Below are 11,831 nucleotides of genomic sequence, written 5' to 3'. Positions count from 1 at the left end.
CGATGGATACCGCGCGCGAGCAACGCATCCTGAAGTTCTCGATCGGGGTCACCGTGGCGGTCAGCGCGGTCGGCTTCATCGGTGGCCTGCTGGTGGGATCGCAGGCCATCCTGTTCGACGGCATCTACAGCCTGGTTGACGTAGCCCTGACCCTGGTGTCGTTGTCGGTGCTGCGGCTGGTGGCGCGGGAACACAGCCCGCGCTTCCAGTACGGCTATTGGCATCTGGAGCCGATGGTCGAGGCGCTGGGCGGAGTGATCCTGTCGCTGGCCTGCGTGTACGCGCTGGCCAACGCGGTGATTGGATTGACCACCGGCGGGCACGAAGTGAAATTCGGGCCCGCCCTCTGGTGGGCGGTGCTGCTGAGTGCCAGCAACCTGGGCATGGCCGCGTTCGTGGCCCAGCGTGCCCGCAGGTTGCAGTCGGCATTGCTGTGGCTGGATGTGCGTGGCTGGCTGCTGGGTGGATTGATGAGCCTGGCGGTGGTGCTGGCCTTCGTGTTGGCGCTGGCGTTGCACGGTGGGCAGTGGCACCACTGGGTGCCGTATCTGGATTCGATGGTGCTGGCGCTGATCAGCCTTGCGGTGTTGCCGGTGCCGGCGCGCAGTGCGTGGAAGGCCATGCGGGAAGTGCTGCAGGTGGCACCCGATGACCTGGACGAGCGTGTGCAGCAGGTGATGCAGGCATTCGTGGCCGAGCATGGCTATGCCGGCTTCACCAGCCATGTCGCGAAGATGGGGCGCATGCGGTTCATCGAGATCCACATCCTGACCTCGCCGTCGACGCCGCTGGGCACGGTGGGTGAGGTGGATGCGATGCGCGATGAGATCGCGGTGCGGATGGACGCGCGAAGCAGCACGTTCTGGCTGACGATCGATTTCACCGCGGACCCGGCATGGACCTGATGTTGTTGCAGCCGATCGTTGCATGCGGTGAGCCGCTCTGTTGCATGCAATAGGTTTGACCTCAACAGCAGTTGAGGTAGCAGACTGCCTCGCATTCCCTACGAGGCATGCGGTATGAACCTGCTGACCACTCCGGACTTCAGCCATGGCCTGCTGGATCTGTTCGATCCCCCTGGCCTGCACGATCCCAGTGCCAACGGATACTCGCACGTGGCGGTGGTGCGACTGCCAGCGCGGGTGATCCATATCGCTGGGCAGGGTGGTGAAGATGATCAGGGAAACCTGTCACCCAGCTTCGAGGAGCAGGTGTCGCAGGCACTGGACAATCTGCAGACCGCGCTGCGCTCGGCCCATGCGGATCTGACCGATGTTGCGCGACTGCGGATCCTGGTGGTCGACCACGATGAGGATCGCCTGGGCATCATCGCCCGGCAGGTGCGGCGGCGCTGGGCCAATCGCCCGGCACCGACCTGCACGCTTATTCCGGTGCCCCGGCTGGCGTTGGACGGAATGCTGTTCGAGATCGAGGCCGAGGCCTACAGCGCCTAGCGCAGGTAGTACTCCACCGGCACCACCAGTTCCTGCGGAGCTGGCAGCTCTTCTGGAATCCGCGGCAGGGGCTGCGCGCGCCGGAATGTCTGCAGCGCACTTTCATCCAGCATCGGTTGTCCGCTGGGCTGCTCGAGGCGCAATGCCAGCAGGTGGCCTTCACGGCTGATGCTGGCCCTGACCCATGCGGTGCCCTGCTGGCGCCGCGACCTCGCTACGGCGGGGTAGTAGCGGTAACGCTCCAGCCGCGCCATCAGGCGGGCTTCCCACTGGTCGCTGGCGGCGCCGGCCTGGAAGTCCGCCGGTGGTGCGTCCGGGGCGGGCGGTGCGGCCGTGATCGATGCCGGTGCGGAACGGGCATCGGTCGCGGCCGCTGGCGGGGCCACGGGCAAGGGCTGGTGGCCGTCGCCATTCTTCTCGCTGGCGGCGAGGTTGCCTTCGGGTGCCGCCGTGGCGCGTGGCGGCGGGGGTGCTTTGCGTGCTTCGGCCGCCCGCGATTGCTGCGCCTGGCTGGGGCGCTCGGCCTGCAGTTCTTCCACCGGCTGCGGTGGTGTGGCCGGTGCCAGCAGGCGCAGGCTGATGCGCACGTCCTGTTCGGGAGGCGGTGGCAGCGGCGGAGTGGACACCCAGTGGACGAACAGCAGCAACGGCAGCAGGTGCAGGCCGATGCTGATCGTCACCGCTTGCCAGTGCTGCCGACGCTCACTCATCGCCGACCACCCACAACAGATCAGCGTCATCTCTCGCCACATCTTCGTCGACTGAGGCCAGCGCGATCACCAGCGCTGGCGCAGAGGTTGGCAGATAACCGGGTACGCCCGTGCCACGCAGCACATGCCAGCGGCCGGCGACGAGCAGGGCGGGTGCCGGCGACTGCATCAGCACCCGTGCCATCCGCGTGTCCCGCGCGTGCTGAACGGCGAGCATGCCGTCGAGCATGGGCGCAGCGTCGGCGTGCTGGGCCAGCACCACTGCTGACAACCGTTGCCGCGCGCCGTCGGCCGGGAACACCACCTCGGGCGATGACGCCAGCAGCGTATTGACTTCAGCGCGCGACAGGTTGCTGCCCTGCAGGCGGATGCCGCTATCGGTGGCGATCTGTACCAGTCCGCCATAGCGTGTCCAAGGCCAGCGGGGATCCCAGTCCAGCAGTTCGGCCAGCCGTTGCGGTTCTGCCCGGTTGCCCTTGTCCAGCCAGCGCTGCACACGCTGCAGTCGCGGCTGGCGTTCGCTGGCGATCATCTCCAGCACCAGCGCGCCCTGCGGACGCCGCTGCTGCAATGCCTGCAGCAGCCAACGTTCGGCGTCATGGTCGGCATCGATATCGTGACGCTCGCCGAGCAGCACGCGCTCGGCGGCAGCAACCCGCTGCACGAAGGCAGCCTGGTCGAGCTCCTTGCCACTGGCCAGGTCGATCACCTTGCCGGGCATCGGCTGCGCGCTGGCTGCCGCCGCCAGCGCGATCAGACCCAGCCCCAGCCAGCGCCGGCTAGAACGCCACATTGACGCCCACCGAGACGGTACGGCCACGGCCGTTGCCGCGGTCCAGGATCGGGCTGAAGATGCTGTCGATGGAGGCGTTGTTGTCATAGGCCTTGTTCTGCAGGTTTTCGATGTTCAGCCACAGCGTGGTGTTGGCCTGTGGCTTGAAGCTGGCATAGAAGTCCAGCAGCACGCCGGTGCCGCCGGTCTTGCGGGTCTGGAAGAAGTCGTAACCCTCTTCGGTGGGGCCGGAGTACTCGGCGCGCACACCGGCCTGCAGGCGCTGCTGCCACCAGCGGCCGCCGACATCCAGCGTCCAGTAGCGGTCGGGCAGGGCGGTGATGTCTTCCAGGTTGACGAATTCGATGGCCGGCGCGCTGGTGCGCGAGCGGGTCCAGCTGAGGGTGGCGTGGTAGTGCTCGCTGGCGTAGTGCGCTTCCAGTTCGAGGCCGCGCATGCGCACCACGCCGGGATGGTTCATCCAGCGCGTGGTGGTGCTGAAGTCGTCCACGTCCAGGCTGTCGGTCCACGCGTTGAGCTGCGGGTCGCTGTCGATCGGCACCACGAACGGTTCTACTTCCGGCGGGTGCACGATCAGCAGGTACTGCGGCTTGATGTAGTCGCGGATGCGGTTGTCGAAGCGGGTCAGGCGCAGCTGCGCCAGGTCGCCGTCGACCAGCAGCGAGCTGGCGCTGAGGTTGGCGCCGAACTGCAGGTTGCGCGAACGTTCGCGGCGCAGGAAGGGGTTGGCGCCGACGCCGTCGGCATCGCTCATCCCTTCCAGCGGGATCTTCTCGAAGAACATTTCCTGCACGCGCGGCGGCCGCGAGGTGCGCGAGACTTCGGCAAACAGCTGCATCCAGTCAGTGGCCTGCACCGACAGTGAGAGGCTGGGGCTGAGCGCATGCTGGGTGCGATCGACGTCGATGCCACCACCTCCGATCTCCAGGCATTGCCCAGGCACATCCGAGCAGGTGGGGACGTGGCCACGGATGCCGTAGCGGTCCTGGCGCAGGCCCGCCGACAGCGCGTAGATGTCGTACTGCAGCTCCAGCGTGGTGAACACGCTGTCGAGTTGGCTGCGCCCTTGTGGGTTGGCGCCGCGCAGGGTGGGGGTATCGGCAACGAAGATGTCCGACTGGTGCTTGATGCCGGTGTTCCAGCGTGCCTGTACGGCGCCGATGTCGAAGCGGCTGGTGTTGTCCACGTTCCAGCTGCTCAGGCTGCTGTGAGTACGCCGGCCGATGTAGCTGGAGTCTTCCACGGGCGGATAGAACAGCCGGGTCTTGTTGGCGGCGAAACTGGCGCGCAGGTCGATCCACGGCGAGTAGGGCGTGTAGTGGTAGCTGGCGCGCTGGTTGCGAGCGGAAATCTGCCACGGATAGTTGTGGTAGAAGTCGTTTTCATAGCGCATGTGGCTCAGGTCCAGGCGGTGCTGGTCGCTGGGCTGCAGGCGCGCTTTCAGCAGCCAGCTGCTGGGTTGCTGGCTGCCGGGGTCGGCGCTGTTTTTCTGGCCACGGGACGTTGCGTATTCACTGCTGCGGCTGCTGCTGGCTGCTGCCAACAGGCCGAACTGGCGATCGCCGCCGTCTTCGCTGTGGCGCCAGGCGCCGGCGAAGGTACGTCCGCTGCCATAGCCGTTGTTGCCATGCCGATAGCCCGCACGCAGGCCCCACTCGCGGCCGTCGGAGACCAGGTCTTCGATGTCCAGGGTGCGGAAGTTGGCACTACCGGCCAGCGTGCCGGCACCCTCGCCACCACTGACCGCGCCGCGCTGTACGTCGACGCCTGCCAACAGGAACGGGTCCACGTAGGCGAACGGGCCGCCCGAACCATGGCCGGCGTTGTTGCGGAAGGTCTGGGTGACGCCGTCGATCATGGTGTTGACCCGGCCTGCGCCGGCCATGCCGCGGATGTTGACCTGCAGGCCGGGCTGGCTGCGCGAGTGGAAGCTGTGCGTGCCGGGCATCGAGCGCAGCAGGCTGTTGCCGTCCTGGCGCTCGGCCATGGCGACCCGCTCGCTGCCGATCTTCGGCGCGAAGCCATCCTGCGTGGCCGGAATGTACTGGCTGGCACCCGTGCCCGGTGTCGTGGCATGGGCAGTGCGCCCCTGCACGCGCAGCGGGCCGGTGTGGCGGCTGCCGTCGCCGGTGCTGGCCGGCGCCGGTTCGAGGGTGGCACGGCGTGCATCGATGAAGCGCGCGCGCAGGCCACTGCCGGCCAGCAGCCGTGCCAATGCCTGGGTGTCGTCGAAGTCACCCTGCAGGGCGGGTGCGCTCTGGTTGGCTGGCAGGGCACGGCCGATCACCAGATCGACGCCGCTGAGGCGGCTGTAGGCGTCCAGCGCGGTGACCAGCGGCTGTGCGGGAATATCGTAACGGCGGGTTGCGCTGGCCTGCGCCTGCGCGGTGGCAGCAAGCACGGGGGCGATACCGGCGCAGGCAAGAGACAGCGCAAGAACAAGGGGGCGGTGGGACAGCATCGTGGGCTCCAGGGAGTGACGCAGTGCGTCGTCACCCTGGGAAGACGCAGCGATGGCCCGGATGTCAGGGTCGATGCGTTCAGCGTGCATCGGACGATGCCTTCGCCGGCAGCCACACCTGCAGGTCGGGCCCGATACGGACAACGCGCACGTGCAGTTCGGCGGCCAGCTGGTCGCGGCTGCGCGCGGCCGTATCCGCGTCGGCCAGCACCGTGACCGGCTGCCGCCGCAGTGCGTCGCCGGCGATCCAGGTGCGGCCGCCGTGCCAGCGATCCAGATCCTGGACAACGTCAGCCAGCGGCGCGGAGACCCAGGCCAGCCGGCGTTCGCGCCATGCCAGCTGCGCCGGGGCTGCTGCAAGCGCGGCCGAGGGCGCCGTGCCATCGAAGCGCAGCTGCTGGCCGGCGGCTGCTTCGCTGCTGCCCGAGCCACTGTCCACGCGCACCTGGTGTTCGGTGACGGTCACTACGCTGGCATCGCCGTTGACCGCGATATCGAAGGCAGTACCCACCGCCGTGACCGTACCGTGCGGCGTATGCACCTGGAACGGACGGTCGCGATCAGGTGCGACCTGGAACCAGGCCTGGCCGTGCCGCAGCTGCAACGCACGCCGGTTGGCATCGATGCGCACGCCCAGTTCGCTGTCCGGCGAGAGCTGCAGGCGAGAACCGTCCTGCAGGCGCACCTCTTCGATTTCGCCTGATGCCGTGCGCAGTGTCTGTTCCGGCGGGAGGGCGTTGTGCCGGGTGTAGAGGCCGAGCGCACACAGCAGCAGCACGGCGATGCCGGCTTCGCGCAGGCGCCGGCGCTGGCGACGCTGCTGTTGCCGTTGCAGGCTTGGCAGTGCTGCACCGGCCTGCCACAGCCGCAACAGGTGCTGGTACTGCGCCGCGTGGCGTGGATCGGCCTCGTACCACTGGGTGAAGGCAGCTTCGTCGCGCTGTTCGTCGTGCGCATGCAGCCACCAGCGCGCTGCCTCGCGGGCGATCGGATCCTGGCTCATGCGGTCGGCACCTGCTGCAGGGCCACCAGCGCGCGCAGCAGATGGCCATGCGCGGTCTGCCGGCTGATGCCAAGCTGGCGGCCGATGTCGGCAAGGCCGAGCTGTTCGACGCGCGCCAGCAGGAACACCTCGCGCGAGCGCGGCGGCAGGGCGGCGATGATCGCGTCTAGGTGACGCAGTTGTTCGGCATCGAGCAGGCGTTGCTCGGGCAACGGGGCGGGATCGGCGATGGCCTGCAGCTGCGCGTCGTCCAAGGCCTCTTCGCGACGCCGCTGGATCAGGCGATAGTGGTCTGCGATCAGGTTGTGGGCGACGCGATACAGGTAGGCGCGGCCATTGCCGAGCAGGCCGCTGGCGGCGACTTTGACGACACGCAGCCAGGTTTCCTGGACGACATCATCGGCGTCACTGCGTTGTGGGAGTTTGCGACGGACGTGGGCGTGCAGCGGCCGGTAATGGGCGGCGCACAGCTGCGCGACATCCGTCGATTCGACAGGCGTGGGCACGGGGCGGGCGAAGGCTGGGGAAGGGAACAGCCCGCGGCGGCAAGGGCAGCGGCATTACCTTACAGTAAAGGAGAATCATTTGCATCTATAGGCGAGGAGGCAGGGTGCCGAGCGGATGTGCGTTGGCGGGTGCAGAGAGCGCTACGGCGAGCGCGCAGCGTTGGCCATCTGCAGCAGCAGTCTGTGGGCAGGGAACAGGCGCAGGGTGGAGTAGCGGGCGCGGTAGTAAGCATCCCAGTAGCTGGCGGCGCGTTGTCGGCAGAGGTCGAAGAAGGCGTGGTTCTCGCTGATGAGCGCGGCATAGCGCTGCAGGCCGGTGTGCCGCGCCTGGATCGCCACGGTCGATGCGATCTCGTCTACGTACTCACCCAGCAACGCGAGATGGAAGGCATGCACCCAGGGCATCGGCGAGGGCCCCAGCGTCTCGATCGCACGTTGCCGTACATGTCCGTCGCAGTGACGCGAGAGCAGGCAGAGGCAGAGGGCGCGCGTATCACCCTGCAGTTGGGATGCGAGCCGGAACAGGTCCGTGGCGTCGGCGTAGATACGATAAGGGAACCGCAGCAGTTCTCCTTCGATGATGAGGCTTCGTTCACCATTGCCCGACAGGTTGTCGATCCGGCCCAGCCGTTGCTGAAGGTCGGTGCAGGTTGCCTGCAACGCGCGGGGAACGTCGATCAACGCGACGGTTCCGCCAGCGTGGTGCCGCGATAGTCGCAGTGGATCTGCAGGCTCTCCGTGGCGTTGGGGTGCAGATCGAAGCCGCATCGCTGCAGTGCATCCTTGGCCGCTGCAACGGCGTCGGCGTGGCGGCTGACGCGCTGCTGCTGCCAGCGCAGTGGAGTGAACACGCCCAGCGGAAGCAGGCGCAGGCGCTGGCCGTGCAGGACCAGCGAGACATCCACATGACGCCCGTCCACGTCGTGGCCATTGGCGCCGAAGATGGCGTCGATCTCATCATGGCGATGTCGATAGCAGCAGCGGAACATGGCGATGCCCAGCCGCCGGACCAGGCGCCGGAAGCCGCCCAGCGGTCCCTGGCTGCATTCGAAGCCACGGGTGACCAGCAGGCGCAGTGTGGACGGCAGCAGTGCCTGCGCATCGAGCAGGCGCTGCAGGACCTCGGCCTCGACGATGACCTGTGACGCGGGCCAGCGTGGGGCAATGCGCAGGCCGTCGATGGTGCCGCGTGACAGTTTCAACATGCGTGAAGCTTCGCATGGGAGTGGGTAGCCGGGTAGTGCCGGCCGCTGGCCGGCACCCGGCGCGATGGTCAGAGATCGCGGTACTGGATCTGCGCGGCCAGCACGCGCAGGCCATCGGCAGTGCTGGAGAGGATGCGCTCCTCACCGATGCCCTTCTGCCGTTGCAGGGTGAAGCCTTCGGTAGCGGGCAGGCGTGCGGCGATGGCATCGATGCGTTGCAGCGCGTTGGGACCGTCGCAGTCGACATGGCCCCAATGGATGCCGTTGTGCTGGATGGTCAGGCGGTAGTGCATTGGCGGGTCTCCGGCAGGTCGTGCAGCCACTGATGGAACATCGCGGTCGCCGCGGCGGCGAGAGGCCCGCCGTAGCGGCGGGCCTGCGTGCGCAGGTCGACGGGATCGATACCGGTCTCGGCCAGCTCCAGCGCATGGCCGATCAGCCAGCGCTCGAACTGGCGCGCATCCAGTTCGGGATGGCATTGCAACGCGAGTGCATGGTGGCCGATGGCGAAGGCCTGGTGGCGACAGGCGGGCGTGCTGGCGAGGCGCCGCGCGCCCACCGGCAGCTCGAAGGCTTCGCCATGCCAGTGCAGCACCGGGATGCCCTGCAATGCCTGCAATGGTGAGCGCTGGCCTTCGTCGGTGAGCAGCAGCGGTGCGAAACCAATTTCCTTGCCACCGGTGGGGGCGACGCCAGCGTGCAGTGCGCGCGCCATCAACTGGGCGCCGAGGCAGATGCCGAGCGTCGGCCGCTGCTGCTGCAGCCGACGCTGCAGCAACGCGATGCTGTCGGCGAGGAACGGATAGGCCGCTCCATCGTTGACGCTGATCGGCCCCCCCAGCACCACCAGCAGATCGGCATCTTCGGCGTCGTCGAGTGCATCCACGCCTGCCTGCAGGACCTGCACCTGCCACCCTTGTGCGAGCAGCAGCGGGTGCAGGGTGCCGAGATCTTCAAAGGCCACGTGCTGCAGGGCAACGGCGCGCTTCATGCCGGTGCTCCCGGAACGGGCCAGTAGAAGCTGTCGGGCGTGGAGCGTGCACCGAAGATCGCCTGGCCGACACGGACGACGGTGGCACCTTCCTCGATGGCGACTTCAAAATCACCGGACATGCCCATCGACAGCTGCGACAGGTCGATGCCGGCCGGCGCTGTCTGCTGCAGCTGATCGCGCAGCTCGCGCAGGCGCACGAAGCAGGCGCGTACCCGTTCCACTTCGGGGGTGAAGATGGCCAGGGTCATCAGGCCACGCACGCGCAGGCGGTCGAAGGCGGGCAGCTGCTGCACGAAGTCGGCCACCGCGGCCGGCTCCAGGCCGTATTTGCTGGGCTCGGCCGAAGTGTTGACCTGTACGAACACATCCAGCGTGCGGTCCTCCAGCAGCAGCCGCTGCTGCAGCGCCTCGGCCACGCGCAGGCTGTCCAGCGCCTGGAACTCGCTGGCGAAGCGTGCGACGTAGCGGGCCTTGTTGGTCTGCAGGTGGCCGATGACCGACCAGTGCACGCCAAGGTCGGCCATGGCCTCGGCCTTGCGCTGCGCCTCCTGCACCTTGTTTTCGCCCAGTTCGTGGCAACCGGCGGCTACGGCCATGCGGATGCGCGCTTCATCGACGGTCTTGCTGACCGGCAGCAGGCGCACGCTGGCCGGATCACGTCCGGCGCGGGCACAGGCGCTGGCGATGCGCTGGCGCACGGTGGCCAGGTTGGCGGCGATCTGTTCGACGGACTGGGCGACGGGCCAGTCGGCGGGGGCGAGGGACATGGGGCACCTCCGGTGCGGGGTGGCCAGGGTGGGATACACTGGCACAGGACAAGAGATAGTTTGGCATAGGACAAAATGAAAATCACCGGGAGCAGCGCCGAAGCGATCTTCGACAGCATCCGCGAGGGCATCGGCAGTGGCCATCTGGCGGCGGGCAGCGTGCTGCCGCCGGTGCGGGACCTGGCCGATCAGCTGGGGGTCAACCGCAATACCGTGGCCGCCGCCTACAAGCGGCTGGATGCGGCGGGCCTGGCCAGTACGGCGGGGCGTCGCGGCACCGTGGTGCGCGGCCTGCCGGCGACGATGGCACGCGAGGGCAGTGCGCCAGGGCTGGCCCTGCATGATCTGGCCGGTGGTAATCCGGATCCGCGCTGCCTGCCCAGCCTGCGCGTAGCTGCCACGGCCTCGCGCCTGTATGGGGTGGAGACGGTCGATCCACGCATGCAGCACCTGGCACGGGCCTCGCTGGATGCCGATTGCCCGCCGGGCTATGCGCTGGAACTGACCCATGGCGCGGTCGATGGCATCGAGCGCCTGTTGTCGGCGTGGCTGCTGCCGGGGGACCGCATTGCAGTGGAGGATCCCTGTTTCCTGGGCAGCCTCAATGTCCTCGGTGCGGCCGGGCACGCGCCGTTGCCGGTGGCGGTGGATGCGCACGGCATGCAGGTGGAATCACTGCGGCAGGCGTTGGATGCGGGTGCACGTGCGGTGCTGCTGACCCCGCGCGCACACAATCCCACCGGTGCCAGCCTGGATGCGAAGCGTGCGCGTGCGCTGCGCCAGTTGCTGGCCGGCTATCCGCAGGTCGCGGTGCTGATCGACGATCACTACGCTCTGCTCTCGCAACAGAGCTATCACTCGGTGCTGCCGATGGACGGTCGGCGTTGGGCGCTGCTGCGTTCGTTGTCCAAGGCATTGGGCCCGGACCTGCGCGTGGCCTGGTTGGCCTGTGATGGGCAGACCGCGGCACGCCTTCGCCTGCGCTTGGCGGCGGGCACCGGCTGGGTCAGCCATCTGTTGCAGTATGCGGTCAGTGCGGTGCTGGAGTCGGCGCAGCAACGAGCGAAGGTCGCTGCGGCCGGTGAACGCTACCAGCAGCGGCTGCAGGGTCTGCAGGCGCTGTTGCAGGCGCGTGGGCTGCCGACACCCATGCCGATGGAAGGTTTGAATCTGTGGCTGCCACTGCCGGCCGACAGCACGCCACAGGTGCTGGCGCTGGCCGCGCGTGGCTGGCATGTGCGCGGGGGCGAAGTCTTTGCCGTGGCTGCACCGGCGCATGGGCTGCGCATCACCTGTGCGGCACTCGGCCCGCCGCAGCAACGGCGATTGGCCGATGACCTGGCGGCGGTGATGCGCTGAGCGTGCTCAGGGCGCGGCGCTGGCGCCGGGGCGCACGTAGTAGGACTGGCCGCTGTCGTCGAGGAACACCAGTTCCGGCTTGCCCTGCCAGGAACTCAGCATGGCGCCGGTGTTGTTCTGGTGCTTGACCATCAGGCTGGCACCGCGGTCCGGGTTGGCGACCACTTTGAAGACTTCGGTGGTGCCGGTGGCATCGTCAAGGGTCAGCATCGCTTCGCCACCCCGGTCGCTGGTGCCATAGCCACCGCGCTCGGAACCATCGGGGCCGAGCAGGATCACGCCGGACAAGGCGGTGGCACGCGGCCCCTGCGGGCGGCCCTGGCTGAGGGGATCGGGGACCGGTGCACCGAGGATCACCCGTGGCTGGCCACTGGCATCGTGGATGATCAGGCCGCGCGCTTCGATCACGCGTTGCGGTGACTGGCTGCGATGCAGGTTCCAGGCGGTCCAGCCGGAAACGAGCAACGCGAGTGTGGCGACCACCAGGGTGGTCAGGGTCAGGGCACGAGCCATTGTGTATTCCTTCCTTGGACGTGGCCGACGATAGCGGAATCCGGTCGATCGTGGCCAGTGCGTTGT

General features: G+C 67.9%; 14 protein-coding genes. 3 read left to right on the top strand and 11 right to left on the bottom strand.

What is annotated here, in order from left to right; all coding sequences use genetic code 11:
* Positions 1–2 precede the first annotated feature (2 nt).
* The gene (locus tag AC27VL_RS09315; RefSeq protein WP_100552845.1) at positions 3–905 is read left to right on the top strand and encodes a cation diffusion facilitator family transporter; all 903 of its coding nucleotides are present in this window, start codon (positions 3–5) and stop codon (positions 903–905) included.
* 114 nt (positions 906–1,019) lie between these two features.
* Positions 1,020–1,454 (top strand): RidA family protein, encoded by a 435-nt coding sequence (locus AC27VL_RS09310; RefSeq protein ID WP_049464364.1) that lies wholly within the window; start codon positions 1,020–1,022, stop codon positions 1,452–1,454.
* On the opposite strand, the gene AC27VL_RS09305 is transcribed toward AC27VL_RS09310, so the two are convergent.
* The 10 genes from AC27VL_RS09305 to AC27VL_RS09260 form a co-directional block, all read right to left on the bottom strand.
* Entirely contained in the window at positions 1,451–2,164 is a 714-nt protein-coding gene (locus tag AC27VL_RS09305) for an energy transducer TonB family protein (protein WP_488766109.1), read from the bottom strand. The genes AC27VL_RS09310 and AC27VL_RS09305 overlap by 4 nt on opposite strands.
* The gene (locus AC27VL_RS09300; protein WP_100552843.1) at positions 2,157–2,957 is read right to left on the bottom strand and encodes a ChaN family lipoprotein; all 801 of its coding nucleotides are present in this window, start codon (positions 2,955–2,957) and stop codon (positions 2,157–2,159) included. Before AC27VL_RS09300 ends, AC27VL_RS09305 begins: the two co-directional genes overlap by 8 nt.
* A complete protein-coding gene (locus AC27VL_RS09295; RefSeq protein ID WP_488766188.1) occupies positions 2,944–5,418 on the bottom strand; it encodes a TonB-dependent receptor in 2,475 nt (824 codons plus the stop codon). Before AC27VL_RS09295 ends, AC27VL_RS09300 begins: the two co-directional genes overlap by 14 nt.
* Positions 5,419–5,497: 79 nt before the next feature.
* Positions 5,498–6,421: a FecR family protein gene (locus AC27VL_RS09290; protein ID WP_488766108.1), complete on the bottom strand. Its 924-nt coding sequence runs from the start codon at positions 6,419–6,421 to the stop codon at positions 5,498–5,500.
* Positions 6,418–6,927, bottom strand: coding sequence for an RNA polymerase sigma factor (locus AC27VL_RS09285; RefSeq protein WP_099784563.1), 510 nt, complete (start codon positions 6,925–6,927; stop codon positions 6,418–6,420). Before AC27VL_RS09285 ends, AC27VL_RS09290 begins: the two co-directional genes overlap by 4 nt.
* 141 nt (positions 6,928–7,068) lie before the next feature.
* Positions 7,069–7,608, bottom strand: a complete 540-nt coding sequence (locus AC27VL_RS09280; RefSeq protein ID WP_488766107.1) for a hypothetical protein — start codon at positions 7,606–7,608, stop codon at positions 7,069–7,071.
* On the bottom strand, positions 7,605–8,132 hold the full coding sequence (locus AC27VL_RS09275; protein WP_488766106.1) for a hypothetical protein: 528 nt from the start codon (positions 8,130–8,132) through the stop codon (positions 7,605–7,607). Before AC27VL_RS09275 ends, AC27VL_RS09280 begins: the two co-directional genes overlap by 4 nt.
* A gap of 68 nt (positions 8,133–8,200) precedes the next feature.
* Positions 8,201–8,425 carry a hypothetical protein gene (locus AC27VL_RS09270; RefSeq protein ID WP_488766105.1) on the bottom strand — a complete coding sequence of 75 codons (225 nt, stop codon included), beginning with the start codon at positions 8,423–8,425 and terminating at the stop codon, positions 8,201–8,203.
* Positions 8,410–9,123, bottom strand: a complete 714-nt coding sequence (locus AC27VL_RS09265) for a glutamine amidotransferase (protein ID WP_488766104.1) — start codon at positions 9,121–9,123, stop codon at positions 8,410–8,412. Before AC27VL_RS09265 ends, AC27VL_RS09270 begins: the two co-directional genes overlap by 16 nt.
* Complete coding sequence (locus AC27VL_RS09260) at positions 9,120–9,893, bottom strand: YggS family pyridoxal phosphate-dependent enzyme (protein ID WP_089235968.1); 774 nt, start codon at positions 9,891–9,893, stop codon at positions 9,120–9,122. The genes AC27VL_RS09265 and AC27VL_RS09260 overlap by 4 nt, the downstream gene beginning before the upstream one ends.
* A gap of 75 nt (positions 9,894–9,968) precedes the next feature.
* On the opposite strand from AC27VL_RS09260, the gene ptsJ reads away from it, so the two are divergent.
* Entirely contained in the window at positions 9,969–11,252 is a 1,284-nt protein-coding gene (gene ptsJ / locus AC27VL_RS09255; protein ID WP_488766103.1) for a MocR-like B6 salvage transcription factor PtsJ, read from the top strand.
* A gap of 6 nt (positions 11,253–11,258) precedes the next feature.
* On the opposite strand, the gene AC27VL_RS09250 is transcribed toward ptsJ, so the two are convergent.
* Complete coding sequence (locus tag AC27VL_RS09250) at positions 11,259–11,765, bottom strand: hypothetical protein (RefSeq protein WP_100552801.1); 507 nt, start codon at positions 11,763–11,765, stop codon at positions 11,259–11,261.
* Positions 11,766–11,831: the final 66 nt, after the last annotated feature.

The sequence above is a fragment of the Stenotrophomonas sp. 14P6.2.3 genome (genome assembly GCF_057799055.1).
The sequence above is the reverse complement of the archived record's forward strand: the minus strand, read 5'-3'. Positions and strand labels throughout refer to the sequence as shown.

Coding starts and splice junctions, on each gene's coding strand:
- AC27VL_RS09305 (WP_488766109.1), bottom strand. CDS start 2,164: ATGAGTGAGCGTCGGCAGCACTGGCAAGCGGTGACGATCAGCATCGGC.
- AC27VL_RS09265 (WP_488766104.1), bottom strand. CDS start 9,123: ATGAAGCGCGCCGTTGCCCTGCAGCACGTGGCCTTTGAAGATCTCGGC.
- AC27VL_RS09290 (WP_488766108.1), bottom strand. CDS start 6,421: ATGAGCCAGGATCCGATCGCCCGCGAGGCAGCGCGCTGGTGGCTGCAT.
- AC27VL_RS09275 (WP_488766106.1), bottom strand. CDS start 8,132: ATGTTGAAACTGTCACGCGGCACCATCGACGGCCTGCGCATTGCCCCA.
- AC27VL_RS09260 (WP_089235968.1), bottom strand. CDS start 9,893: ATGTCCCTCGCCCCCGCCGACTGGCCCGTCGCCCAGTCCGTCGAACAG.
- AC27VL_RS09250 (WP_100552801.1), bottom strand. CDS start 11,765: ATGGCTCGTGCCCTGACCCTGACCACCCTGGTGGTCGCCACACTCGCG.
- AC27VL_RS09300 (WP_100552843.1), bottom strand. CDS start 2,957: ATGTGGCGTTCTAGCCGGCGCTGGCTGGGGCTGGGTCTGATCGCGCTG.
- ptsJ (WP_488766103.1), top strand. CDS start 9,969: ATGAAAATCACCGGGAGCAGCGCCGAAGCGATCTTCGACAGCATCCGC.
- AC27VL_RS09310 (WP_049464364.1), top strand. CDS start 1,020: ATGAACCTGCTGACCACTCCGGACTTCAGCCATGGCCTGCTGGATCTG.
- AC27VL_RS09315 (WP_100552845.1), top strand. CDS start 3: ATGGATACCGCGCGCGAGCAACGCATCCTGAAGTTCTCGATCGGGGTC.
- AC27VL_RS09270 (WP_488766105.1), bottom strand. CDS start 8,425: ATGCACTACCGCCTGACCATCCAGCACAACGGCATCCATTGGGGCCAT.
- AC27VL_RS09295 (WP_488766188.1), bottom strand. CDS start 5,418: ATGCTGTCCCACCGCCCCCTTGTTCTTGCGCTGTCTCTTGCCTGCGCC.